Below are 25827 nucleotides of genomic sequence, written 5' to 3' on the forward strand. Positions count from 1 at the left end.
AAATTAATTAATACTCTATTGAAAAGAAAAATCACTTTACTCCTAATGCAGTATTGATACGCAAAATCAAATCCTTATAATGATATTTAGTGGCTATATCCGATGCACCCAGACGATTTTGGAGCAATTCTTTGATGCGAAGCAACTCACCACGCTTCACGGAGATGACATCAGATACGCGGTTTATCTGCGAACCGTAGAAGTTCAGTTCGCGGTGTGCACCCATACGGTCGGCATCCAAAGTCTTACCGGCATGCTCGTCACAGCTGCAAAGGGCAGTCTGATGGTCCAGCAAGAAGTGGTTGTCCATCAGTTTTTTGTTTATTTTCACTCCTTCGCTTTCGGCAGCTGCTGTAATCAGTGCATCTACGAAGTTCTTCTGCAAGGCGCGTGTCATGACGTCCGGCAAGGCACCGCGTTCCGTAGTGGCAAAGATGTTGCGATGCAGGCCATCCACCAGCTCTACCACCGTGAAAGCCTTTTTGCCGTTCACCGATTCGTTCTCCAACATACGCATCAGGCGGTTGTTGCCCAGCAAATCCCAAAGGATATAGGATTGGGCATTCTTCAACACTTGTGTCGGTGCATTTTCCACTACGCCCAGCGGAGTGTTGCGCAGCAAGTAGGTGTACTCTCCCACTTCTGTGTCGAACAGCCATTTGGGATAGGTCAGCACTTCATCCAGCAGGAACTTCAAGGCTGCTTGCTGCTTCTCTTTCTCCACAAAGGTATAGGTTTTCTGTCCGTCTCCCACAACCGTGTTCTCTATATAGATACCACCGATATTTGCCAATACATGATAAAGATAATTGTTCCATTGGTTGATAACCGCATAGTATAGGCGGGAAGCTTCTTCATAAGTCTGTCCTTTCTCGCCGGTAGTAGTCCATTGGATGATTTGAGGAACAATACGCTTCAAGTTCTCAATACCCAGCAGAGACGAGCGGACAGCATCATCGCCCAAATCTTCATTCTGCGCACGCGGGTCTACGGCATCACGTACATCCTGCGCCTCACTATATTTATATAAACGGTCTGCATGACGGCTCAGAAAGTCGGCAAGCAAGTCCTTCTCTGCTTCTGGGGTTTCTTTACCATACCAACGATAACCGTATTCTATGGCAAACATATCATACGGGCCTATATGGGGAGAAAGTGCCGTAACGCCGTCACCCGGCTGTGCCACATAATTGAAACGTGCATAGTCCATAATAGAGGAGGAAGTGGTATTCATACGGTCCGTAAATGTTTTGGAACGCAGGGAATCTGTCGGAAAAGTCCAGGAAGCAATCATATTGTGACGCAAGCCCAGCGAGTGACCCACTTCATGGCATGCCACAAAACGCATGGCATCACCCATCAGTTCATCCGGCAGCCTTACTCCTCTTGCTTCGGGACGTACGACACCGGTTTGCACTGTAATCCATTCCTGAAGCATGCCCAGCACATTATGCCACCACATGATGTCCGCTTCCAATATCTCACCCGAACGGGGGTCGAGGATAGAGGGGCCCATGGCATTGGCTTTGGTGGAGGCGGCATAGGTCAGCACGGAGTAGTTCACGTCATCCTTATCCACATTCATGCTGTCCGTCAACTCCCTTGCAACGATGGCATTCTTGAATCCGGCACGTTCAAAAGCAGCCTGCCAATCCTCGATTCCCTGCTTGATATATTTCCGCCAACGACTGGGAGTGGAGTTCTCGATGTAGAACACAATCGGTTTGGCCGGTTCCACCAATTCACCGCGAAGGTAACGCTCCCGGTCTTCCGGTTTCGGTTCCAGACGCCAGCGGGTGATGAACGGTTTCTTGTCTACACGCTGCTGACCGTCACTGTAATTTAATAACGGATTAGTAAAATAACCTACACGCGGACTATCCAGACGTCCCATCATCGGTTTCTCCGGCAACAGCAACAGAGAGGAACTGACTTCGACCGTAACAAACACAGTCGTTGTTCCCTCAGTCACCTTAGTTGTCAGCTCGGAAGTAGCTACCACATTGTTCTCAAAAGCTTTGATAGATAAAATGCGGGAGAGATTCTTGATGGCCGAAGTTCCCAGGTTGATATTCGTAAAGACATTATTGATACTCGTCTCCGTACCATCATAAATATCGTTGACCTTGACCACTATCATGGTAGAGTCATTATTGAATGCCTCTATCTTGAAGCCGGCTATCAGCGGAGAAATATAATTATCCAGTACGGACTGCCGTATGGCATCCTCGTCCGGTGCCAACGGAAGAGGACGGCTCTGACGTACCAACAGCTTGTTGGCAGCCTTGTCCAATTCAAAACGCACCATCTGATTTTCGTAATTCGTACCACGGTTCACACCCGCCTCATTCAGTTCGGAAGGCACACGTTGTAATTTATTTACTACCAGCATATCACGTCCCAACAGCCTTGCCGGCACTTCAAAGTAATAATCGCTCTTCTTCTGGTAAACATTGAACATTCCCTTGCGGGCAATAGCATCGGAACCAGTCAATTTTTCGTAGTCGCTCTTGGATTGAACGCTGTCCTTGGTTTCACTCTTCTTTTTCTTACGGAACCATCCCATAGCTTCGGGAGAAGCAAAATCAGATGTACCGGCATGCAACAATACGGCAGGCTCACACATGAGTACTCCCGCAACTGCCACGACTGGCAGGATTGTCTTCAATTTCATCAATTCAAACTCTAACTTTAATGCAACAATTACTCCGTTAACTCTCTCTCTTTGACGTATGTTAATAAATACCAACCGCCAGTTTGTTCTACCTCCATAGAACAGTAAACGGGGCGCAAAGATACGAAAAGTATATTTTAAAAGTCACTAAACAACGCTCATTTATGTTTTTTCCATAAACAATATGAAGACTTTTACATATATATCATTTTTTCTCCCATCCTCTATCATTTCTTCTTCACATAAAATTTTGTACCACTGATACCAAATTATCTTCCCCAAGTGGAGGCAAAACAATGATAATATTGTATCTTTGCACCGTTTTTAACTTAGAAAATAAATAAGATAACAACGATATGATAGCTAAAATCAATCAGCTTCTGCAGGAAGTAGAGGCGCTGAAAGCCGCTAACGCCGAGGAATTAGAGGCACTCCGCATCAAGTACCTCAGTAAAAAAGGAGCCATCAATGACTTGATGGCAGATTTCCGCAATGTAGCCGCCGAACAGAAAAAAGAGGTGGGTATGCGCTTGAACGAACTGAAAAACAAAGCACAAGAAAAGATTGCCGCTTTGAAAGAACAGTTCGAAAGCCAAGATACCGGCTGTGACGATATTGACTTGACCCGTTCAGCCTACCCGATAGAATTAGGAACCCGCCATCCGCTCTCCATCGTGAGAAACGAAATCATCGATATATTTGCCCGTATGGGATTCAATATCGCCGATGGACCGGAAATGGAAGACGACTGGCACGTATTCTCCTCCATGAATTTTGCCGAAGACCATCCGGCACGCGACATGCAGGATACATTCTTCATCGAAAATGATACAGAAAACGTATCGCACAGCATCATTCTTCGCACACACACATCCAGCGTGCAAAGCCGTGTTATGGAGACTACACAGCCTCCTATCCGCGTGCTTTGTCCGGGACGTGTATACCGTAATGAAGCCATCAGCTACCGTGCACACGCATTCTTCCATCAGGTAGAAGCCTTATACGTAGACCGCAATGTGTCTTTCACTGACTTGAAGCAGGCCTTATTGCTCTTTGCTCAAGAGATGTTCGGCAGTGACACCAAGATTCGTCTGCGTCCTTCCTACTTCCCCTTCACCGAGCCGAGTGCCGAAATGGACATCAGCTGTAACATCTGCGGCGGCAAGGGTTGTCCTTTCTGCAAACATACGGGTTGGGTAGAAATTCTGGGATGCGGTATGGTAGATCCGAATGTATTGGAGCTGAACGGAATAGACAGTAAAGTGTATAGCGGGTATGCCCTGGGTATGGGTATAGAACGCATCACCAACTTGAAATACCAGGTGAAAGACCTTCGTATGTTCTCTGAAAATGACACACGCTTCCTGAAAGAATTCGAGAGCGCTTACTAAATATAGTGAATAACGGCTAGTGATTAGTGATTAATAAGTTGCGCATTTTCAGCATATCATTAATCACTCATCGCTAACCACTCATCGCTAACCACTATTTTTCGCTATGGCAAAAGACAAACTTGTAACTTCCGGCTATTGCCTTATCCTGGCTGCCAATTTCCTTTTGTATTTTGCCTTTTATCTGATACTACCGGTTCTTCCATTCTACCTGACTGAGGTATTCCATACCGGAAATGCAGCAGTGGGTGTCATCTTGTCATGCTACACCATTGCCTCGCTCTGCATACGCCCGTTCTCGGGATACCTGCTCGACACGCTAGCCCGCAAGCCTCTTTATCTGGTGGCATACTTCATCTTTATCACCATTTTCGCAGGTTACATGTTAGCGGGAGTCCTATCCTTATTCATCATGTTGCGGGTTGTCCACGGCCTTGCATTTGGAATGGTGACCGTAGCGGGAAATACAATTGTAATTGACATTACCCCTTCGTCCCGTCGCGGCGAAGCCGTAGGATATTATGGACTGATGAACAATACAGCCATGAGCTTCGGCCCGATGATTGGTCTTTTCATGCATGACATATATTCCTTTGAAACGATTTTTGCCTGCTCGCTCATATCAGGAACTATCGGTTTTGTTGCCGCATGCCTCGTCAAGACCCCACCCAAACAACCAGTCAAACGAGAACCTATCTCATTGGACCGCTTTGTGCTGCTGAAAGGTATCCCGGCAGGAATCGCACTGCTATTGCTCTCCATACCATATGGCATGACAAGCACTTATGTAGCCATGTATGCCAAAGAAATAGGAATTACCTTGAATTCCGGATTGTTTTTTACTTTTATGGCCGTCGGCATGGCAGTGTCCCGTATGTTCTCCGGCAAACAAGTGGATAAAGGACGTATCACCCAAGTCATAACTTTAGGACTATATCTGGTATGTAGCTGTTTCTTCATATTGTCCGCTTGCGGACTACTGATGAAGACCGTCCCGGAACTGACAAACATATTGTTTTTTATGGTTGCCCTCCTATTGGGAGTAGGCTTCGGGACGATGTTCCCCGCCTTCAATACGCTGTTCGTAAACCTGGCCCCCAACAACCAGCGCGGAACAGCCACCTCTACCTACCTGACTTCATGGGATGTAGGCATTGGTATAGGTCTGACAGCAGGAGGTTATATCGCACAGATTACCTCATTCGATATGGCATATTTTTTCGGAGCCTGCCTCACGGTTATCTCCATCTTCTATTTCAATCTGAAAGTATCTCCTCACTATCATAAAAACAAATTAAGATGAGAAAGAAAGAGCGTTATGAAAAAATCCTTGCTTGGTTTAGGGAGAACGTTCCCGTAGCCGAAACAGAGTTGCATTATGACAATCCGTTCGAGCTGTTGATAGCAGTTATTCTCTCTGCACAATGTACGGACAAACGCGTCAATATGATTACCCCCGCCCTTTACCGGGACTTCCCTACTCCCGAAGCACTCGCCGCTACTACTCCCGACGTGGTATACGAGTATATCCGCAGCGTCTCCTATCCCAACAACAAAGCTAAACATCTTGTAGGCATGGCACAGATGTTGGTGAAAGAATTCAACAGTGAGGTACCCGATACCCTTGAAGAACTGGTAAAACTGCCCGGCGTAGGCCGCAAAACAGCCAATGTCATCCAATCCGTTGTTTTCAATAAAGCGGCTATGGCAGTAGACACACACGTGTTCCGCGTCAGCCATCGCCTGGGTCTCGTATCAGATAAATGTACAACTCCGTTCAGTGTCGAAAAAGAATTGGTAAAACATATACCGGAAACAGACATCCCCATAGCTCACCACTGGCTTATCCTGCACGGTCGCTATGTATGCCAGGCACGTACTCCACAATGTGATACCTGCGGTTTGCAATTAATGTGCAAATATTACTGCCAGAAATATAAAGTTAGCAAAGAGAGCGGCAAAGACAAAGAATAAACAACGGTTTCATAGCAAAAAAAAGAAATAAATGCTAACTTTGCGCTCACTAAAAAGAAATTAGTAACACTTTTAAATAAAATAGAGTATTATGACAATTGATCAATTTAACTTTGCCGGAAAAAAGGCATTCGTTCGTGTGGACTTCAACGTACCCTTGGACGAAAACTTCAACATTACAGATGATACCCGTATGCGTGCCGCTCTTCCTACATTGAAGAAGATTTTGGCCGATGGCGGTAGTGTAATTATCGGTTCTCACCTCGGTCGTCCGAAAGGCCCGGCTGACAAGTTCTCCTTGAAGCACATTCTGAAGCATCTCGAAGAGTTGTTGGGTGTTGAGGTGCAATTTGCTAACGACTGTATGGGCGAAGAAGCTGCCGTAAAGGCTGCTGCTCTGCAACCGGGTGAAGTGTTGTTGCTCGAGAACCTCCGTTTCTACGCTGAAGAGGAAGGCAAACCCCGCGGTTTGGCTGAAGATGCTACAGACGAAGAAAAGAAGGCTGCCAAAGCTGCTGTTAAGGAAAGCCAGAAAGAATTCACCAAGAAATTGGCTTCTTATGCAGATTGCTATGTAAACGACGCTTTCGGTACCGCTCACCGTGCACACGCTTCTACTGCATTGATCGCTAAATATTTCGACAAGGACAACAAAATGTTCGGTTACCTGATGGAAAAAGAAGTAAAGGCTGTTGATAAAGTTTTGAACGATATCCAACGTCCGTTTACCGCCATCATGGGTGGTTCCAAAGTTTCTTCCAAGATTGAAATCATTGAAAACCTGCTGAACAAGGTAGACAACCTGATTATTGCCGGCGGTATGACTTATACTTTCACCAAAGCCATGGGCGGCAAAATCGGTATTTCTATCTGCGAAGATGACAAACTGGATTTGGCTCTTGACCTGGTGAAGAAAGCAAAAGAAAAAGGCGTAAACCTTGTTTTGGCTGTTGATGCCAAGATTGCCGATTCTTTCTCCAACGATGCCAACACCAAGTTCTGCCCGGTTGACGAAATTCCTGATGGCTGGGAAGGTCTTGATATCGGTCCTGAGACTGAAAAGATCTTTGCAGATGTCATCAAGAACTCCAAGACTATCCTTTGGAACGGTCCGACGGGTGTATTCGAATTCGAGAACTTCACTCACGGTTCACGCGCTGTAGGCGAAGCTATCGTAGAAGCTACCAAGAACGGTGCTTTCTCACTCGTAGGTGGCGGTGACTCTGTAGCTTGTGTCAACAAGTTCGGCTTGGCAAGCGGCGTGTCTTACGTATCTACCGGTGGCGGTGCATTGCTTGAAGCAATCGAAGGAAAAATCCTTCCGGGTATCGCTGCTATCAACGAATAAAAACAAGCAAAATAACACCCAAAGGCAGCTCTTTGAAAAAAGGGTTGCCTTTTTTACTACTATCCATCCCTATAATGAGACGAATTCTACTATCCTGCATCCTTTTATCAGCCACATGCATCCTGAAAGCACAAGATGCTTGTCTGAATGATGTAGTCAACACTTTAAAAGACCGCATTTCACTCTCCGGCTATGCCCAAGTGGGATATACATACGATGATGCGGGCGAAGGTACCAGCAATACTTTCGATATAAAGAGAGTTATCTTTATGGCGCGCGGTAAAATCACCGATAAATGGTCGGCTTACTTCATGTACAGCTTTGCCAATACCGGAAAAATTCTGGAAGCCTACACGGAATACCGCTTTCTCCCTCAACTCACAGCACGTATCGGACAGTTCAAAACCATGTATACCATTGAGAACCCGATGTCTCCCTGCTTTGTCGAATTAATAAACTGTTATTCTCAAGCCGTCAATTACCTGGCCGGTATCAATGGCAGTGATCCGTTGTATGGCTCTGCAAGCGGTCGTGATATGGGATTGTTAATTTATGGAGACTTGTTCGACTCTTTGATGACTTATAACCTTGCCATCATGAACGGACAAGGCATCAACCTAAAAGATAAAAACAATCAGAAAGATATTGTAGGCAGCCTTATGGTACATCCATTGAAATGGTTGTCCGTCGGCGGTTCCTTTGTTAAAGGGAAAGGATGCGCCGTAGCCGTTTCTTCCATTAATCCAGACATAGCCATAGGAGAGAATTACACCCGAAACCGCTGGTCGGCAGGTGCCACCATCAAAACAAAATCCGTAGATGTACGTACAGAATACTTGGCCGGAAAAGACGGACACGTTAAAAGTGACGGTTACTATGCAACCGTATCTGCCCATGTGCTTCCCAAATTTGACGTAATAGCCTCTTATGACTATTTCAACAAAAATAAAACTATTTCCGATAAACAGACCAATTATGTAGCAGGTGTACAGTATTGGTTCTATCCCAAATGCCGTCTGCAAGCCCAGTATACATACTGTAACCGCCATAAAGGAGAAAACTCAAACCTGCTTCAAGCACAGTTGCAAGTTCGTTTCTGAGCTGGGGAAATGGAAATTTATGAACTTTTTGGCATCCTTTTTGTAGTTTTATAAGATACATACCCAAAAAGAGACTGATTTATGAACGAACAAGCCATACAAGAACAATATCAGCATATCGTTACTCTACTCAAGCAGCAACGGCTGAAGGAAGCACAATCCCAACTGGAAGCCTTTCTTTGGAACAGCGGTGACTGGACACTCCGCAACCGCTTGGAACAAGCTCAGACATCCTATCAGTACATGCTGCAATACATGCGCCAGGGAATCGACGATCCTGAACGACAGAAACTATATCGCCAGATTCTGACCGAAACTTGGGAAGTCGCTGACCAGGCACGTCTGTCTCTCCTTGACGGAGTTTCCACGCACTATTACCATTCCCTGCGCAATAACCGGGAACGCCTCCCCAAAGAATACAATATTGCCGCACTGCAGAAGGTATTGGAATCTTTCCCTGATGACCTGGCCGTTTGTCAGCTGATGCCGGATAACCAAGGCATGGACGCCGTACTGCAACGGCACGAACAAACCGCCCAGGTTCTTTTCCTTTCCACATGGAGTAACAGTGACTGGTCTGCAGAAGACGAACAGCAAGCCAAAGGATTACTGGAATCAGAAATGCTTCCCGTCAATGATTTGTGCCTGTTCACCAGTGCCGTCATGCTCAGTCTGATGGAATGCTTCGATACCCGCAAATTCTCATGGTTGCTAGACGCCGTAACGCATGCAAATACGCAAGTAAACCAACGGGCTTTGGTAGGTATCGCTTTCGCACTTCTTTTTCATCCCACCCGTCTGTCGCTTTATCCCGAATTGACAGCCCGCCTTTCCCTGCTCAACGAAGACGGCAGTTTCGGCAAGCAACTGAACCGTATTTACATCGAGCTGCTCCGTAGCCAGGAAACGGAAAAGATAGACAAGAAGATGCGTGAAGAAATCATTCCGGAGATGATGAGGAATGTGAACATCATGCGCAACATGAAGTTCGGTTTTGAAGAGAACCCTGAGGAAAACGATCTTAATCCGGATTGGGAGAAAGCTTTTGAAAGTTCCGGACTGGGAGACAAGATACGGGAGATGAACGAATTACAGCTGGAAGGCGCTGACGTCTATATGAGTACGTTTGCACAACTCAAGACTTATCCGTTCTTTAAGGAACCGTACAACTGGTTCTATCCGTTCGACATGCATCACTCCAGCATCATCAAGGAATTCGGATTCAAGCCTACCGGAGACAATGCCATCCTCTCCCTTATCCTCCAATCCGGTTTCTTCTGCAATAGTGACAAGTATTCCCTTTGCTTTACAATGGCACATATACCACAGTCACAGCGTACGATGATGCTCAGCCAGATGACTTCCCAGGATTTGGATGCACTCATGGACGAAAGCAAATCTTCCGCTTTACGGCAGTATGCCGAACGACCGGATGTCATCAGCAACCAGTATGTCCACGACTTATACCGTTTCTTCAAGTTAAGCCAGCGCAGACACGAGTTCCGTGACATCTTCAAGGAAGAGATTGCCCTGCACCGTATCCCGGCACTCAAAGATATTCTGTGCAAACCCGAGCTGCTGATTACCATCGCCGATTTCCACTTCCGCAAAGAACACCCGGCAGAAGCATTGGAGCTTTATAAGGAATTGATAGCCTTGAACCATGCAAATGCAGACATTTTCCAAAAGGCTGGCTATTGCCTGCAAAAGGAAAAGAGGTATAAGGAAGCGATAGACGCCTACCTGAAAGCCGATGTACTAAAGCCCGACCATGTCTGGACAATCCGCCATCTCGCTACGTGCTACAGGCAGATAAGGGACTTTGCCTCTGCACTGGAATACTACAAGAAAGTGGAGGCAATCCAGCCGGAAAACCATAATATCCTTTTCTACGCCGGAAGCTGCCTTGCCGAACTGGAAAGATATGAAGAGGCTCTGCAATATTTCTTCAAGCTTGATTTCATCGAAAGCAATTGTATCAAAGCATGGCGTGCTATAGGCTGGTGTTCGTTTGTCAACGGCAAGTATGAGCAAGCAATGAAGTATTACGAAAAGATACTCGCCTCCAAACCACTCGCAGCAGACTATCTCAATGCCGGACATGTTGCTTGGAGAACGGGCAAAATAGAAAAAGCTGCAGAACTTTACAGTAAAGCAGCTTTGGAATATGGCGGGCAGGAGATTTTTAGAGAAATGTTCGGTAAAGACAAAGAAACACTTGTCAGACAAGGAATCAGTGAAAAAGATATCCCTCTAATGATGGATCTGGTTTAGACCTCCAACAACTCCCTGTACAGCCTCTGTACGGGGAGCCCCATTATATTATAGTAACTCCCGGATATGTTTTCCACCCCGATGAATCCAATCCACTCTTGTACACCATAAGCTCCGGCTTTATCCATGGGGTGGTATTTGTCCACATAATAGGCAATTTCCTCTTCGTTCAGTTTGGCAAAACGCACTTCTGTTGCCGCCGCAAAACTGCGTTGCCACTCAGTGGTAGTGATGCATACACCGGTAAACACTTCATGGGTACGTCCGGACATGTCGCGCAACATCTGCATAGCTTCTTCCCTATTCTTGGGTTTTCCGAGAACTTGTCCATCCAGCCAGACAATGGTATCTGCTGTAATCATCAATTCGTCCGGATGCATCATATCACGGTAGGCATCTGCCTTTTCCCTGGATATGTAGAGAGGAATATCCGCTCCCCGCAACGTTTCGGGATAAGACTCGTCCACATCGGGCAAAGTTCTTACTTCATATTCCACTCCCAAACCAGCCAGCAATTCTTTCCTTCGCGGAGAGTTAGAGGCAAGAATCACCTTATATTTCTTCAGATTATCTAACATCATATCATTTACGATTTGACGATTTACAATTTAACGATTGAAACAACTACCAACCAAAAGCTTTTTCATCTGCCATCCAAAGCCCTTGCACTTTCAATACCTGTTCCACAATGTCGCGACCACAGCCATAACCGCCTTCTGCATACGAAATATAGCGAGCCACAGCCTTTACCTCAGGCACAGCATCCTTAGGACAACACGGCAAACCACACTCACGCATCACCTCCAAGTCGGGAATATCATCACCTACATACAATATTTCCTCGTCCTTCAAGCCATGACGGTCACGGAAGTCATGGTAATCATGGATTTTAACAGAAGAACCCATATAGATATTTCCATCCTCAAAACCTAAAGAAGTAAAACGCTTGCGGACTGCTTCTGTACGTCCACCCGTAATTATACCCAGCAACACACCTTGCTTAGCAGCCAAATGCAGGGAATAACCATCCTTTATGTTGACCGTACGCAGAGGTTCACCCTCCGAACTCATAGGGATAACATTGGCACTCAGCACACCGTCCACATCAAAAACAAGGGCTTTTATCTTTTTCAAATCATAGTTTATGGTACTCATTGCACTTTTTTCTTGTTCATTATAATATACCTATATACAGCAAAACATTAGTTCAAAAGAGGCAAGCATCGGCATCCGGTTATCTTATTGCCAACCGATGTATATTCTCGCTAATCTCCCGATATAGTTCCAGCATTTGCGGCTCATCGGCAAGCATCCGCAGATGCTCGTCAATGACATTCTCATCATAGCGCACAGCCGGTCCTGTCTGTGCGGCAAGCGGTTCCAGCTCATGCACCTTGCGGGCCGTCTCGTCTATCAAGGGGAGCATTGCCTCGAACGGCAACCCGTACTTTTTCAGCAGTTCAGCAGCCAACACATACATGTGATTGGTAAAATTGCACGTAAACACAGCCGCCAGATGCAAACTTTTGCGCTGCTCAGAACTTGCTTCATACACTTTTTCCGATAGGGCGGAAGCAATGTCCTTCAGAAGCTGCACATCCTCTTCCGAGTTGCTTTCCACAAAACACGGTATCTGTCCAAAATCCACTTCACGCTGCTTACTGAAAGTCTGCATCGGATAAAGCACTCCATAACGCGCAACATGCCCCTGCCAAATATTCATAGGAATACTGCCGGCTGTATGCACCCATAAAGCATTCTCCTTTCCAGAAACAATCTGGGGTAATAATTCTACAAAAGCCGCGTCCTTCAGCGAAACGATATAAAGCTGCGCCTCCTTCGTAACCGCCTGCAGCTCCGTGGTATATGCAGCTTCCACCGTCTGTGCCAATCCCTGCGCCGATTCTTTTGTACGGCTGTAGACCTGCACAATACGAAACCCTTTCCGATAAAGAGCTTTTGCCAGATTAGTAGCTAGATTTCCGGCACCGATAAAGGCAATGGACATATCTTCTATACTTCTTCCTGCCATACGCTTATCTTGTTGCCAACCAATACAGAATAGCCCCTAATGCCAGCAACGCCAACGGCAGCAGATAAGCGGACATCGTACCGAGTAAGGCAGTTATCAACCCGAAGTTCAATATCAGCCACAAACCTATCAATACCAATCCCACTGACTTGTCATGCTTGAACAGCAGAAAAATCACTGCGGTATACAATAGAAAATTATCCTTATTCATCACCCACGGCAAGCCGATTGCAGAAAAATGCACCAATTTGTCCACCAAGTAAAGAATGCCGAATACAATCAGTGTGATGGCAGTGGCCTTATATGTATCACGGTTATTGTTTGCTTTTGCTGCACTCACTGTTACTTTCCTCCGTACTTATTGATATGTATCTTTTCCCACTGCAGATTGTCTTCGTTGAAAGGCTTGCGCTCCATCCCCTTATGGCCGATAGCAATAACACTAAGCACCTGCAACTGCAAAGGAATATCCAACACCTCGTGCACATACTCGCCGGAAGGCATACCGGAAGCCGTAAAACGTTCGCGCACCTGCACCCAGCAGCTTCCCAGCCCCATATCTTCGGCCTGAAGTTGCAGGTAGATGGAAGCAATGGAGGCATCTTCTATCCACACATCGCTTGCCAGCGGGTCGGCAACAACCACTACAGCCAGTGCCGCATCGGCAATGAACTGCGATGCCTGCTCCTTGCAATAGGACAATTCCTTCAATTTATCCTTCTCGTCCACCACTATGAACTGCCATGCATTGCTACGCTTCGACGTGGGTGCCATCAAAGCAGCTTTCATCAAAGTGACGACTTGTTCTTGTGTCAATTCTTCTTCTGTAAACTTCCGCATGCTGCGGCGTGCTTTTATCAATTCACTGAAACTTTCCATAATGATTTTATGTGCTAATATGCTAATGTGCACATCGACACATTAACAATAATTTTTGCAAAGATACGAGATTATTTTTTAAATTTGCAGACCATGCCTTTGAAACTCACTACATATTACCGTGGGAGCAAGGTTCCTGACCTGCCAGGCACCAACACCTTCCATTCCACAGAGTTGTTCCGAATCTACGAGGCAACTCCGGGGTATACCCCCATACTCATTGTGGCATCCGAAGATGACAAGCCCGTTGCGAAACTGCTTGCCGCCATACGTAAAAGTGTCCGCATGTTTCCACCCGGCATCATCAAAAGATGTGAGGTGTACGGTACGGGAGAATATTTCAATAACGAGGCAGACAAAGAGATTATCTTCAGTGACATGCTGCAAAGGCTTACCAATGAAGCATTGCGCGATTCTTTTCTCATCGAGTTCCGCAACCTGGAAAATGCCATGTTCGGATACAAATCTTTCCGGGACAACCAATACATCGCCATCAATTGGCTGCGGGTACGCAACTCGCTGCACAGCGTCGAAAAGGTGGAAGAGCGTTTCAGCCCGTCACGTATCCGGCAAATAAAGAAAGGGCTCAAAAACGGCGCCCAAGTGCGGGAAGCACGTACCAAAGAGGAGATTCTCTGTTTTGCCCAGATGTTGCGCCACGTATATTCTTCCAAGATACGGCGCCACTTCCCCAGCATCAAGTTCTTTCAGCATCTCGAAAACCAGTTGACAAAAGGGCAGCAAAGCAAAATCTTCATCGTCACTTATAAGGAGAAGATTATCGGTGGCAGCGCATGCATTTATTCAGATGATAGCGCCTATCTATGGTTCTCTGGTGGCATGCGCAAGACTTATGCCCTGCAATATCCGGGGATTCTTGCCGTATGGAAAGCACTGGATGATGCCAAACAACGCGGATACCGCCACTTAGAGTTCATGGACGTGGGACTTCCCTTCCGCAGGCATGGCTACCGTGAGTTCGTTCTCCGCTTCGGGGGAAAACAAAGCAGCACCCGACGCTGGTTCCGTTTCCGTTGGAACTGGCTGAATCGGGTGCTGATAAAGATGTATGAATGATTTTTACCGAAATTAGAAATTAGTGTAGACTACATATCCATGAGCCGGTACATTGACCTGTGTATTTATTGTTTCACTCTTTCCGGTAAAATAATTGGTCCAGTTACCAGCTGTTGCCGGGAAAGCTACATCAACCGCATTATGCGTAAAGTTGCCCATAACAACCAGCTGCTTGCCCGTTACACTTTCTACCAACAATGAACGACCGTTGTCCCAATCAGAAACTCCGACCTTCCATGTCAAGATGGCACTTGAATCGAACAATTCCGGATGGGCGTTACGCAATTTCATTAAATCCGCATAAACATCGTGCAGCTCCTTGCGGTTAGTATTCTCCAGATACTCCCAATGCAACGGTTTCCTGCCCGTACGTCCATTCTCCTCAATGGAAATGTCATATCCCATCTCTCCAAATTGCCAAACCATCTTAGGACCTGGAACAGTAAGGAAGAATGTAGTGTTCAGCGCCAACTGATTCATGCGAGCATCAAGGTCGGTTTTCAGTATACCTTCACCCCATTGCGACTGTTTGTAAGCTGCGCGTTCTTCATCATGACTTTCCATAAAACCTACCCATGCAGGTGTTTTCTCATAAAGGCTGCTAAAAGAACTATTTTCAGCATATCCCATAGCCGACTGACAATAGGCATTATTCAGGTTGCGCCATAAGTGCATGCCATCTGCAGCCAGTTCATTTTCTTCCTTTGAATCACAGAAATGCTCCAGGATAACATAAGAGCCCTCTTTCACTTCCTTGATGGCAGCATTATAATCCTTTAGGATAGCAATGCGACTTGCATCGTAATTGGATGCCGTGCTTTCAGTACAAGAAGTCTGTGTGAATCCTTTCGTCAGGTCAAAGCGGAACCCATCCACCTTATATTCCTTCAACAAGAATTGCAGATTGCGCTTCACAAACTTACGCACTAACGGGCTTTCATGATTGAAGTCATGGAACACACTATAAGGATGAGGTGCTTCCACATTGAAATATGGATTATTCTTTGCAGTCTTATCACCATCCCAATAAAGTTTAGCCAGCGGATTGTTTCCTGTAGCGTGATTATAGACCACATCCAGAATAACTGCCATACCCGCCTCATGGCAAGCGTCAATAAACTGCTTATACATGGCCTTTGTGCCATAAGCCTTATCCATCGCAAAAAAGAAGCAAGGATTATACCCCCAACTGTCGTTTCCGTCAAACTCCTGCACCGGCATCAGTTCGATGGCATTGACTCCCATAGCCTTCAGATAAGAAAGCTTGCCCATTGCACCATTGATGTCGCTGGAGGCGGTAAAGTCACGTAGATGCAATTCGTATATCACCAATTGCTCAGGATTTGCTATTTTAAAGTCATTGACCTTCCAGTTATAACTGTCTTTCTGTATCTTGAAGGTCGAAACGATTCCTACTCCTCCCTCAGGATAAGCCATACTTTCGTTATAGGTAGAAGCCGGAATATATTTATCATTATCAGGATCAAGAATCTTTTCCGTATAGGCATCAGCCAGGCGAACCACTTCACCCGCCTTCGTACCTACATAATATTGGAAAGCATACTCTTTGCCAGCATCCAGCCCCGCCAACGTAATCCACCAACATCCGGAAGCATCATCACGATACATCTGCGATTTTTCGTCATTGCCCAATGTCCAGTTATTGAAGTCGCCCACTACATGGGCAAAGTCCTTATGATTCCCATTCGCATCTTTGTCATAAAGTACCAGTGTCACCGTAGAATTATCCACTACATTGATACCCTCGACCATACCGGCCGGCACTGCTGCAGTTTTAATTTCACCAGGAACAAAACCTTCATATTTTGTGTCGGTCACCTCAACAAAGGAATCCGATTCTATCCCTTTCTTATTGCCGTCTGCACTGCGAATCACTATTCCGAGCCGGTTCACCGGTGTCTTCCCGCTTCCAAACCATTCCCGGATATTCGGGCTCAGCGTAATGCTCCATACGTTGGCTTCGGTTGAAGTCATCTTACATTTATCCTTGTTTTCCGTCCACTCTGCCGGAACGAACAGCCAAGTTCCTTCACTGACCACACCAATATGCACATACACATCTCCTTTATGCCCATAGAGAGCAGACTTTGCATCCGCTTTAAAAGTAATTACAAGGGACTGGTCGGCATCCGGTGCTGCCGGTGTAAAACTCAAACCATCCGGAGCTACAATCGCATTGGCAGCCTGAGTGACAGATATTTCTTTCTTCTTCGAACCGGATACAATATTCAATTGTGCCGTCCGCGCTTTCCCTGTCTCATTCTTGCCGACAGAAACCATAATCGTAGCTTTCCCGGACGTACCTTTTGCCGGACTGATGTTGCACCAACCGGTATCTTCACCACTCAGCTCGGCTGTCCACTGCTGCCCGGCCTCAAAACTGACGCTTTGCGAAGAAGCAGCTTCACCAAAGCTAAAACCTTGCTCAAAGATTGATTCACTACCAGAAGCAGGGGTCAAATACTCCTGTAACTCCTCTTTATCGTCACTACATGCCGTGAATGCCAGCACTAAACTGAAGCATATTAAATGCCATAAAACAGAAATCTTACGTTGATTGATAATTTTCATAATATGAAGTATTCAAAGTTATCACTTCACAAATATAGCCGGAAAAGAAAGGGCAAACCGATTAACGCAAGAGAAAAGTAGCAGCAAGCTTACGGAAACGTTTGCATGGCAAGCAAATGTTCCCGTACCACCATGTTTTATGAAAGCTGAATGACAAACTTTTGTAGCCAATCAACCTACTTCCTCGCAGATACGCATTTCCATACCTTTATACACCACCACAATCTTATGCAACCGGGTGGCGCCGATGCCACGCTTCACCGTTTCCGTATCGGCATAGCGGTCGGCCTGGGCGATGGCTTCCCGGCGAAGTTCCTCCACACGGGTTTCGGAATCCTTATACTTGGCATATTTCAGTTCTACGATGTAGCTGTGCTTCATGTCGGAGTAGATTTCCAGCATCGGGCAGAGGAAAATATCTACATAACCTTCCTGCGTGTCCTGCTCGGAGACGGGACGGTAGAAACGGTTCTGCGCAGTCATGGCAAGGGTGAAGCCGTGGACGAAGGACTCGCCTTTCTGCTTGTCGCGCTGCGAGGCATAGCGGTGCAGGCAGTCGGCAATGTAGCCGAAGTAGGATTGCCAGTCGCCGTCGTAAGCCAGAGCCGAGGAAAGTTCGCTCTTTTCGTAACTGCTGAAACTCAGGTCGGCATCGTCGTAAGTATTCAGCAGATAGGTATAGAGCTGTTCCTGCACCACCATGTTGGGGATGGTGAGCCTTGCCTTTCCCTTATACGTGCCGCTGATGGTGAGCATTCCGAAGTAGTAGAGCAGACTGATGAAGTTGTCGGGATTGGTGATGCTGACGGCAGGGAAGCTGTCTTTCAGTTCACCGGTGATGAAGCCTTGACTCACGAGAGTCTGTATGACGGAAGCATCGTGGGCAAACTCCTTGTCCTTGCGGATGAGCATACGCAGTTTCTCGTAGTCAATGCGGATGTTGCTCTCTATCATGTTGCGTGGTGCTTTGCCATCATCAATGTAGTTCTTGACGAAGTAAAGCACCATATTGGAGTTGTACATCGTGGTTTCACCGTAGCATTCCTGCGCGAAGCAGTAGTTGTCGTACCACGGTTTCATCATCTCTATCAACTCGTCCACGCTGTGGTGGAAGGGGCTGTTTGCTGAATAATAGGCCAACATTCCGCGCACCTCCTCCTCGGTGAATCCCATCATCTGGTTGAACTTCGGCGCGAGGGAGTAGTTGGTGCCGATGTTGAAACCGCTGGTCAGGTCGTCCATCGTCACGGGGCTTACGCCGGTAATGAAGCAACGCTTGATGCTGGAATAAGTTCCTGCTTTCACCTTGTTGAAAAAAGAGCGCAGATAGCCTTCGCCATGCGTCTCATCCGTATAGCGGTGCAGGCTTTCGGGACTGGAAAGGATGGCGTTGGTGAAGTGGTCGTACTCGTCGATGAAGAGATACATATCCTGTCCGGCACGTGCGCAAGCCTGATAGAGGTAATCCAACTGCTCCACGGCTCCGCTCACCGCACGCAGTCCTTCCAGAGTATCTTGCGGAAGGAGGTCGGCGTATATCTTGCAGAAGTTCTCGAAAGTAATGCCGCAATGCGCGTCCAGCCCCTTGCGGTAGTCGTTCAGCTCGCCGCTGATGCCCGAGAAGTTGAGATAGAGCACCAGATAGCTATTGCGGCTCGGCGTGGGGTGTTGCCCGATGTACAGGTCACCGAAAAGGGCTTCGAACTTGTCGCGGGTGCGCACGTCGTAGTAGTGTTGCAGCATATTCAGCGTGAGGCTCTTGCCGAAGCGGCGCGGACGGATGAAGAAGAAGAAGCGGTCCGCCTCCTCTATCATGGGGATGAAGCGGGTCTTGTCCACATAATAATAATTGTCTTGGCGGATATCCGCGAAGTTCATCATGCCGTAGGGAAGTCTCTTTCTGCCGGGTACTATGTATTTCAATGGGTCCATCTGCTGTCCTCCTGCTATTTTTTCTATTTAATCCGTCCTTTTCTGCCGTTAACGACACAAAGATAACAAAAGAAATAAACTTTATCTTCTTCATGCCATCAGATTTTCGAGTCATTGCCCTGCTCAAGGATTACATAGGGCTATAAACAAGATGGAAAACAGCAGTAAGGTTACGGAAAATTTGCATGGCAAGCAGTTCTTTCGTTTTGTCTGCCAAGAATAACGGAATATTCAGCAGATTCGTTGTCTGTGAATTGATTCTTTTTCCATGCAAAAAAGATAATTGCCGGATAATTCGTTAGGAATCTTTCGTCGTTCTAAAGATGTCACAAAGTCTGCTTTCCATGCTGACAGATGCTTAAATACTTCTCTTCCAAACATAGCATTTCACGTTTTTGATATCAGAAACGTGAACTTTCTCACATTTCTGATATGAGTTTTGTGCAAAAACACACATTTTCGGCAGTAAGCCGAACTATTCATTTACGTGAACAATAACGCTCACTATAGTGAACTGTTGACATACAAGGTGTTTTAATACAACAAACATCTGTAATCAAGCATAGTAACGCCTTGCCCTCATGGTTACTCTCATAGCTATATGCCCGATGAATAAAGGGATGCAGTACATTATGAGAGCATGAGGGTAAAACTGCATTCAACTCTTAGCTGGCCCTGAAAATGTCTTCTGAAGCAAGACAAACAAAGTATTTGATCCGCAACGCAATCATAATTCAAGCATAAGCACTTCTTTCGGTTGTAGTCGGATAATTGCTCCTAACTTCACATCAGTATCTGTCAGCACATTCCTTGCATCGGTTTTATTTCCTATTACCTCCTTATAATGAGCCAAATCCCAATCGACCTCTTTATTTACCCCATTCATCACGACCAATATACTTTTCCCATTGTACGAACGTTCATATACATATATATTGTTGCGAGGCATAAAGTGCTTCATCTTGCCTTTGGAAATAACATCATTCCCCTTACGCCAATGCAGTAACTTTTTCATAAAACCGAAAGCTTCTTGCTGTATAGCCGTTCTCCCACTCTCTTCGAAAACACTGAGTGCATCTTCTTTCCATCCTCCCGACATATCCGGACGTATATATCCAAAATCAATTTTTGTAGTACCAGTCATCAACAGTTCCTGCCCATAATACAATTGCGGAATGCCAGGAATTGTCAATAACAAGACAACTGCCTGCTTATAGGCATCCAAAGAACTCGGAGTTTCCAATAAGAAACGATCAGAATCATGGTTCTCAAGCAAACGCATCACATTATTAATATCAGAATAGCAAAAGTCATAAGCCAAATGTTCAAAAACGAGTTGCAGACCGGTATTCCAGGAGGTTTCTTCATGAAAAGCCTTACTTGCCACTTCCCTTAAACGGAAATCCATCACAGACTTTAGTCCCGTATCGGCCTTCTCATTAACCAAACTGCCTTGTTGCCAATATGCAGCACCAACCGTATTATTAGGAATCATCACTTCGCCCACAATATTGAAATTGGGATACTCCTCAAACACTTCTCGACACCAACGTACCATCATGTCCGGATCGGGATATACATATGTATCTTGACGTACACCATCCAAATTGGCATATTCAATCCACCATATTGAATTCTGAATTAAATAATCAGCCACAAAATGATTCCTCTGATTCAAGTCGGGCATTGTGGGAACGAACCAGCCATCTGTCATCTCCTCCTTATCTATATCCGAGGCGTAAGGATCAAAAAAGACGGTTTTATCATGATTGGTCTCAACATATTTGTCCTTATCCCAATTATTAAACCAATTATGCATTGGCGGGTCAAGCAACCAAGGATGCTTGCTTCCACAATGATTGAAGACCATGTCCATTATCAATTTCATTCCACGCCGATGCAGGCACTCTGCCAACCGGACATAATCTTCATTTGTCCCCAACCGAGGGTCTATTTTATAATAATCAGTTGCGGCATAACCGTGATAAGAACCTTCTCCCATATCATTTTCCAACACGGGTGTTGTCCAGATGGCAGTAACTCCCAAACTATCCAAATAATCAAGATGTTGCATAATACCCGCCAAATCACCGCCATGCCGGGCATTGACATCTTTACGATTTACAGCATAGGGATAATTCATTTTTATTTGGTCATTGCTTTCATCGCCATTAGCAAAGCGATCCGGCATCAATAGATAAACAACATCAGAAGAATTAAATCCAACCTTTTCATCACCATTTCCTTGACGTTGTTTCAATTCATAAGAGCAGTTCAGTTTCTTCTTTCCTTTCACAAACTCAATATCGAACTTCCCCGGCATTGCCTCTTCCACATCTAAGTATAATACCAGATAGTTGGGGCTTTCCATTGGATGCACACTTTTCAGCACAACTCCCGGATAATTAATGACAGGTTTGTAAGCGCCTATATCATCACCATAAACCATCAATTGCAGTTGGGGATTTTTCATACCGCACCACCAAAAGGCCGGTTCTACTTTTATTGAAGATGTGGATTTTACTTCCACCAAATCAGCAGAAGATAAACCTTGCCATGCAGCGCTCCATTGGCACAAGCATAAAGCGAATAATGCAATAAAATATCTGGTTTTCATATCTATTTTAGATTTGCGCGTTCATTATAATTAGAATACAATTCAATCCATTGACGACTTTGGATGAAGTTAACGGATAAACCCACTGAATTCCTTCATCGCCGGAAGCGATTTACCAGTGCGATTATCAAAAAGCCCCCGATTCAGCCAACCTTCCGTCACCGTATTTCCGCAGGCATTTTCTTCGGGAAACCACCAGAATAGGCCGGTCACGTTGGCATGACGGCGCAATTCGGCTACCAGTTCGTGAGTAAAGATACGTTGCCCTTCAGTGCTGATGGGATAAAACTCAGAATACTGGTCCGCACTCTTTGCCCATTGGTCTTTCTCATGCGAATAATAGGCGGCAGTTTCCACAATCATGACTTCCTTATCGGGAAAATTTACAGCGAGAGAATCGAGCGTAGCACCAAGAACTCCCACCGCTTTGTGCCACATAGGATAATAACTAAGTCCGATAACATCATAATCGAGCTGTCGCAAATGGTTATAATAAGATTTCGTCTTGTCCCATTCGCCCGCCTTCTCTGTATGAATAATAATCTTTGCCCGTGGACATACTTCACGGCAGGCCTTGGCACCACTCTCCAATAGTTTTACAAGTATGTCCCAGTTATCCTTTCCAAGCGGCTCCACCTTCGCCGCAGGCCACATCATCCCGTTGGTTATCTCATTCCCCACTTGTATCAAGTCGGGGCATGCACCGGCTTTCACCATCACTTCAAGGCTTTTTCTGGTATATTGATAGACACTGTCGGGAAGCGATGCTACACCGCTATTTTTCCAACGATACGGCATGAACTGCTTGCCAGGGTCGGCCCACGTATCAGAATAGTGGAAGTCAAGCATAAACTGATACCCGGCTTTTTTTATTCTTTGCCCCAGTTTCATCACATAATCCAAATCTTGACACACGCCTTCTCCCTTATGCTCTGCCGAAGCCCTGTCCGGTTCCACAAACAAACGTACACGAATGGCATTCCAACCTTCTTCCTTGAAATATTCGAGGGGAGCGACAGCTTTTCCTGCTTCGTCACGATATACGGTTCCTGCTTCTTCGTAACTTGGCAACAAAGAGATGTCCCCACCAAGAAGACGCTGCTGTGCATGAATTCCCAAGCACAATACAAACAGAAAAAACAAAGTGGACATTAATCTAAAAGTCTTCATATCAATATCTGTAAATGATTGTTTAACGAAAACATAAAAGCCCTCTTCCTCGTATTTTCCATTGCGAGAAAAAGGGCTTTATTCTTATTTAAAAAAAAGATTATTTGAAAGAACCTATGCCGTCAGTAAAGTTCAAGTAAGCTTTCTGACCGGCAGCAACCTTTACTCGTTCTTGATCATTACCACTACCACGATATACAATCTTTCCATCGAGAACGATGAATTCAGTCTTCCACCAGTCGTAACCGCCAAAGTTCACACACATACGCACTTCATCGGCAGCGCCAAAGGCGGGAGAAACGAATTCGCCGTCTTTTCCCGTAGGAACGGTGAACTTGTTAACGTCTGCAACCTCCCATTTACCATCAGCAGCAGTACCGCCAATCAGATAAATATTCGGAGCAAGCACATTGACTATGCGGTCGGTTGTGTTCACTACGTGCAGTAAGTACCAACCGGCATTCTTAGCTAACAGATTGGTGCCATCAGCAGTCAAGCCGGCACCGGCTTCGTCATTAATCGTTGCCTCGCCACCAAAGTCATTTCCCCAACCGGCTTGCGGAGCAAACTTAATCTGTTCGCCAGCTTCCAGATATACAATAGTCCAGAATTCGCCTTCGGCACTATGAATCGGAGTTAACTGTTTCCATGTATCACCCCAACCATAGTTGCTGCCGGTCATAAAGAGGTCGATTGTCTTGATGGCAACTTTAAAGCTCATGTTGACAACATCCAGCGTAACTATAAAATCATTGATGCCGCTAATGGCAGGTGCTTGTGGGCTGGGGCAAGAAGGATCGCCAACCCACGTCAGGAAGTTTTCAGTCGCCACATCGCCATCTTCGAAAGTTCCCAATACACCGGGATTGATGTCGTCGTCCCAAGAAGGATTCGTTGTATCGTAAGCACGATAGAACTTGAACCAAGACTTCTCGGCAGTAGTTGTCACAACTGCCTTGTAAAGACCATCCCCAATCTTCTCCATCACAATAGGTTCATTTGCATTCCATTTCTGGAAATCACCCATCATGCAATATCCCTTCTCACTGATAGCGGGAGTAGTAACCGGAGTCAACTTCACCTGTGCAGTACCCGATGTAGATACAGCCTCACCGGTAGTCAATTTGGCTGCGGCATCCACATTTACATCCAGAGTACGCTCCACGTGGGCACGGCTGTTAAAAGCTTTTCGAACAGCCAAGTCAAGTTCCAACGTGTTTACCTTAACCTTCCCGTCTTTAAACGCTGCATCAATGGCGACGCCATTCACATTTACGCTTTTGAAGGCAATGGAAGCTATATTCGCATTGCTGCTTGACAATGAAGCAATCACAACCGAATCTACTTTAAGACCTTCTGCATCATCAGCGTATTTGGCATATACATCGTCCATCACAATGGCAGCGTCAGTACCCGCCGCATAATTAATCTCATATTTGGCAGCAGCATCCTCCGGAGAATTGGATTGGGGGTTAGCCCAATCCGTATAATCATCCGTACAAGCACCTAAGGTAATTCCGGCAAGGAACATACCTGCGAGTATTTGATTTTTCTTCATAATGTTTTTCTTTTAAAATAGATTATCATTCAGGTTATTTCACCTCACCCGTTTCGTTGGCATCTACACCCGGAGTACCGAACTTGACGTACAGCTTCTGGCCTGCAGCAGGAACCACACTGTAATCAGAGCCCTTGTCGTTGGCCCAGCTGTCAGGAATGTTGAGATTACGCCAGAATACATTACCTTCGAAGAGTGTAAACTCTGTGCGCCACCACTCGAACGTACCAGCTTTTACGTAAGCGCGCATTTCGCCTCCGCCTACAAATGCCGGAGACACCCAAATGCCACTACCATCGGCAGGAGCCGTCAACTGCAAGGCAGGACTTGCTTCATCCCATCCACCGGTAGCATTACCAATGATATAAAGAGCCGCAGGATATACGGTCAGAGTATAGTCAATGGCTTCACCGTTAATCTTAGCCTTGAAGCAAAGTGTATACCAGCCACCTTTTGCAAACTTGATGTTACCACCATCATCCGAGATTCCGGCTCCGGCCTCGTCAGCGTAAGTCTTCACATCGGCATAGCCCAACCATTGTTCAGCGAAAGTACCCCATTTGAAAGCGCCTCCGTCGGCAATATATACCACTGTAAAATAATTACCGTCCAGACCGAACACACCGGCAAACGGCTTCCAAGTCTTCCAAGCTTCACCAATGTCAGAACCTGCAATGAACAACTTTTCGGGCAACGTGATGCTCGGGGCCTGATAGGTAGCCTTCACTTGCAGTTTGATTACGTTAGAGTAGCAACTGCCCAACTCCAACTTATTCACGTTAGCATGCAAACGCACATAAAGGTCTTTCACCTCGTTAGAAGGATATTCCACACCTTCATTAGCATCCTGGAACATAGTAACTACAGCATCGTTCATTCTCTTGCCCGACACTTTGATGGAAGTAGAAGTGGAACTTGTCACTACCTTATACACAGGTTCTTCTGCGCTAAAATCGTCAAAGGAAATCTCCACATCATAGTTAACGCTCAAAGGTATACCACCATAATCCGGCTGGCTGGTAGTAAAAGTGAGTTCATCGGCAGTCAGCAAGTCCAATACATTATTGGCTGCGTTGGCAGGCATATTCAATACAAATCCTGTAGTATTTTCGTGGAATGTAGGATTGCTATCTATATCCTTCTCACAAGAGGTGACCAACACCAATGCAAGGACGGGAAGCAACATTCTTAACAATATTTTTTTCATAT

At 45.9% G+C, this 25827-nt stretch carries 19 protein-coding genes; 7 read left to right on the forward strand and 12 right to left on the reverse strand.

Annotated features, from left to right (window positions below):
- Positions 1–31: 31 nt before the first annotated feature.
- Positions 32–2674 (reverse strand): zinc-dependent metalloprotease, encoded by a 2643-nt coding sequence (locus DXD78_RS09295; RefSeq protein ID WP_009036591.1) that lies wholly within the window; start codon positions 2672–2674, stop codon positions 32–34.
- 356 nt (positions 2675–3030) lie between these two features.
- On the opposite strand from DXD78_RS09295, the gene pheS reads away from it, so the two are divergent.
- From pheS to DXD78_RS09325, 6 genes are all read left to right on the forward strand, one after another.
- Positions 3031–4065 carry a phenylalanine--tRNA ligase subunit alpha gene (gene pheS / locus DXD78_RS09300; protein ID WP_005826371.1) on the forward strand — a complete coding sequence of 345 codons (1035 nt, stop codon included), beginning with the start codon at positions 3031–3033 and terminating at the stop codon, positions 4063–4065.
- Positions 4066–4171: 106 nt separating this feature from the next.
- Positions 4172–5368, forward strand: coding sequence for an MFS transporter (locus DXD78_RS09305; RefSeq protein WP_005826370.1), 1197 nt, complete (start codon positions 4172–4174; stop codon positions 5366–5368).
- Complete coding sequence (gene nth / locus DXD78_RS09310; protein WP_005826369.1) at positions 5365–6039, forward strand: endonuclease III; 675 nt, start codon at positions 5365–5367, stop codon at positions 6037–6039. The genes DXD78_RS09305 and nth overlap by 4 nt, the downstream gene beginning before the upstream one ends.
- A gap of 88 nt (positions 6040–6127) precedes the next feature.
- The gene (gene pgk, locus DXD78_RS09315) at positions 6128–7387 is read left to right on the forward strand and encodes a phosphoglycerate kinase (RefSeq protein WP_085929901.1); all 1260 of its coding nucleotides are present in this window, start codon (positions 6128–6130) and stop codon (positions 7385–7387) included.
- A gap of 74 nt (positions 7388–7461) precedes the next feature.
- Entirely contained in the window at positions 7462–8487 is a 1026-nt protein-coding gene (locus tag DXD78_RS09320; protein ID WP_005826362.1) for a porin, read from the forward strand.
- Between the two features lie 81 nt (positions 8488–8568).
- The gene (locus tag DXD78_RS09325; protein WP_005826360.1) at positions 8569–10761 is read left to right on the forward strand and encodes a tetratricopeptide repeat protein; all 2193 of its coding nucleotides are present in this window, start codon (positions 8569–8571) and stop codon (positions 10759–10761) included.
- Here the strand turns inward: DXD78_RS09325 and DXD78_RS09330 are convergent.
- The 5 genes from DXD78_RS09330 to DXD78_RS09350 form a co-directional block, all read right to left on the reverse strand.
- On the reverse strand, positions 10758–11339 hold the full coding sequence (locus DXD78_RS09330; RefSeq protein ID WP_008663872.1) for a Maf-like protein: 582 nt from the start codon (positions 11337–11339) through the stop codon (positions 10758–10760). The two genes, DXD78_RS09325 and DXD78_RS09330, sit on opposite strands and share 4 nt — an antisense overlap.
- 46 nt (positions 11340–11385) lie before the next feature.
- Positions 11386–11916: an HAD family hydrolase gene (locus tag DXD78_RS09335; protein ID WP_005826358.1), complete on the reverse strand. Its 531-nt coding sequence runs from the start codon at positions 11914–11916 to the stop codon at positions 11386–11388.
- A 79-nt stretch (positions 11917–11995) separates the two neighbouring features.
- On the reverse strand, positions 11996–12793 hold the full coding sequence (locus DXD78_RS09340; RefSeq protein WP_005826357.1) for a Rossmann-like and DUF2520 domain-containing protein: 798 nt from the start codon (positions 12791–12793) through the stop codon (positions 11996–11998).
- A gap of 4 nt (positions 12794–12797) precedes the next feature.
- On the reverse strand, positions 12798–13133 hold the full coding sequence (locus DXD78_RS09345; RefSeq protein ID WP_005826356.1) for a hypothetical protein: 336 nt from the start codon (positions 13131–13133) through the stop codon (positions 12798–12800).
- A 2-nt stretch (positions 13134–13135) separates the two neighbouring features.
- Positions 13136–13672 carry a nitroreductase family protein gene (locus DXD78_RS09350; protein WP_005826354.1) on the reverse strand — a complete coding sequence of 179 codons (537 nt, stop codon included), beginning with the start codon at positions 13670–13672 and terminating at the stop codon, positions 13136–13138.
- Between the two features lie 93 nt (positions 13673–13765).
- On the opposite strand from DXD78_RS09350, the gene DXD78_RS09355 reads away from it, so the two are divergent.
- Positions 13766–14749 (forward strand): GNAT family N-acetyltransferase, encoded by a 984-nt coding sequence (locus DXD78_RS09355; RefSeq protein ID WP_005835764.1) that lies wholly within the window; start codon positions 13766–13768, stop codon positions 14747–14749.
- Positions 14750–14761: 12 nt separating this feature from the next.
- Here the strand turns inward: DXD78_RS09355 and DXD78_RS09360 are convergent, their stop codons facing one another.
- The 6 genes from DXD78_RS09360 to DXD78_RS09390 all read right to left on the reverse strand — a co-directional run bounded on the left by DXD78_RS09360 (position 14762) and on the right by DXD78_RS09390 (position 25825).
- On the reverse strand, positions 14762–17341 hold the full coding sequence (locus tag DXD78_RS09360) for an alpha-amylase family glycosyl hydrolase (RefSeq protein ID WP_009036588.1): 2580 nt from the start codon (positions 17339–17341) through the stop codon (positions 14762–14764).
- Between the two features lie 171 nt (positions 17342–17512).
- Entirely contained in the window at positions 17513–19273 is a 1761-nt protein-coding gene (locus tag DXD78_RS09365) for an AAA family ATPase (protein WP_009036587.1), read from the reverse strand.
- Positions 19274–20000: 727 nt separating this feature from the next.
- A complete protein-coding gene (locus DXD78_RS09375; RefSeq protein WP_009036586.1) occupies positions 20001–21890 on the reverse strand; it encodes a glycoside hydrolase family 13 protein in 1890 nt (629 codons plus the stop codon).
- 69 nt (positions 21891–21959) lie between these two features.
- Positions 21960–23060, reverse strand: a complete 1101-nt coding sequence (locus DXD78_RS09380; protein WP_016273191.1) for a glycosyl hydrolase 53 family protein — start codon at positions 23058–23060, stop codon at positions 21960–21962.
- A gap of 100 nt (positions 23061–23160) precedes the next feature.
- The gene (locus DXD78_RS09385; protein ID WP_009036584.1) at positions 23161–24618 is read right to left on the reverse strand and encodes a DUF5115 domain-containing protein; all 1458 of its coding nucleotides are present in this window, start codon (positions 24616–24618) and stop codon (positions 23161–23163) included.
- Positions 24619–24652: 34 nt separating this feature from the next.
- Positions 24653–25825 (reverse strand): SusE domain-containing protein, encoded by a 1173-nt coding sequence (locus DXD78_RS09390; RefSeq protein WP_009036583.1) that lies wholly within the window; start codon positions 25823–25825, stop codon positions 24653–24655.
- Positions 25826–25827: the final 2 nt, after the last annotated feature.

Origin of the sequence: Bacteroides sp. D20 (genome assembly GCF_003436255.1) — a bacterium.
Taxonomy (GTDB): Bacteria; Bacteroidota; Bacteroidia; order Bacteroidales; family Bacteroidaceae; genus Bacteroides; species Bacteroides uniformis.

What these genes read in the sequence shown, in the direction of transcription:
- DXD78_RS09385 (WP_009036584.1), bottom strand. Translation starts at nt 24,618, where the DNA reads ATGAAGAAAAATCAAATACTCGCAGGTATGTTCCTTGCCGGAATTACC.
- DXD78_RS09390 (WP_009036583.1), bottom strand. Translation starts at nt 25,825, where the DNA reads ATGAAAAAAATATTGTTAAGAATGTTGCTTCCCGTCCTTGCATTGGTG.
- DXD78_RS09365 (WP_009036587.1), bottom strand. Translation starts at nt 19,273, where the DNA reads ATGGACCCATTGAAATACATAGTACCCGGCAGAAAGAGACTTCCCTAC.
- DXD78_RS09350 (WP_005826354.1), bottom strand. Translation starts at nt 13,672, where the DNA reads ATGGAAAGTTTCAGTGAATTGATAAAAGCACGCCGCAGCATGCGGAAG.
- pheS (WP_005826371.1), top strand. Translation starts at nt 3,031, where the DNA reads ATGATAGCTAAAATCAATCAGCTTCTGCAGGAAGTAGAGGCGCTGAAA.
- DXD78_RS09340 (WP_005826357.1), bottom strand. Translation starts at nt 12,793, where the DNA reads ATGGCAGGAAGAAGTATAGAAGATATGTCCATTGCCTTTATCGGTGCC.
- DXD78_RS09320 (WP_005826362.1), top strand. Translation starts at nt 7,462, where the DNA reads ATGAGACGAATTCTACTATCCTGCATCCTTTTATCAGCCACATGCATC.
- DXD78_RS09325 (WP_005826360.1), top strand. Translation starts at nt 8,569, where the DNA reads ATGAACGAACAAGCCATACAAGAACAATATCAGCATATCGTTACTCTA.
- DXD78_RS09305 (WP_005826370.1), top strand. Translation starts at nt 4,172, where the DNA reads ATGGCAAAAGACAAACTTGTAACTTCCGGCTATTGCCTTATCCTGGCT.
- DXD78_RS09380 (WP_016273191.1), bottom strand. Translation starts at nt 23,060, where the DNA reads ATGAAGACTTTTAGATTAATGTCCACTTTGTTTTTTCTGTTTGTATTG.
- DXD78_RS09295 (WP_009036591.1), bottom strand. Translation starts at nt 2,674, where the DNA reads ATGAAATTGAAGACAATCCTGCCAGTCGTGGCAGTTGCGGGAGTACTC.
- DXD78_RS09355 (WP_005835764.1), top strand. Translation starts at nt 13,766, where the DNA reads ATGCCTTTGAAACTCACTACATATTACCGTGGGAGCAAGGTTCCTGAC.
- DXD78_RS09335 (WP_005826358.1), bottom strand. Translation starts at nt 11,916, where the DNA reads ATGAGTACCATAAACTATGATTTGAAAAAGATAAAAGCCCTTGTTTTT.
- DXD78_RS09375 (WP_009036586.1), bottom strand. Translation starts at nt 21,890, where the DNA reads ATGAAAACCAGATATTTTATTGCATTATTCGCTTTATGCTTGTGCCAA.
- DXD78_RS09330 (WP_008663872.1), bottom strand. Translation starts at nt 11,339, where the DNA reads ATGTTAGATAATCTGAAGAAATATAAGGTGATTCTTGCCTCTAACTCT.
- DXD78_RS09360 (WP_009036588.1), bottom strand. Translation starts at nt 17,341, where the DNA reads ATGAAAATTATCAATCAACGTAAGATTTCTGTTTTATGGCATTTAATA.
- nth (WP_005826369.1), top strand. Translation starts at nt 5,365, where the DNA reads ATGAGAAAGAAAGAGCGTTATGAAAAAATCCTTGCTTGGTTTAGGGAG.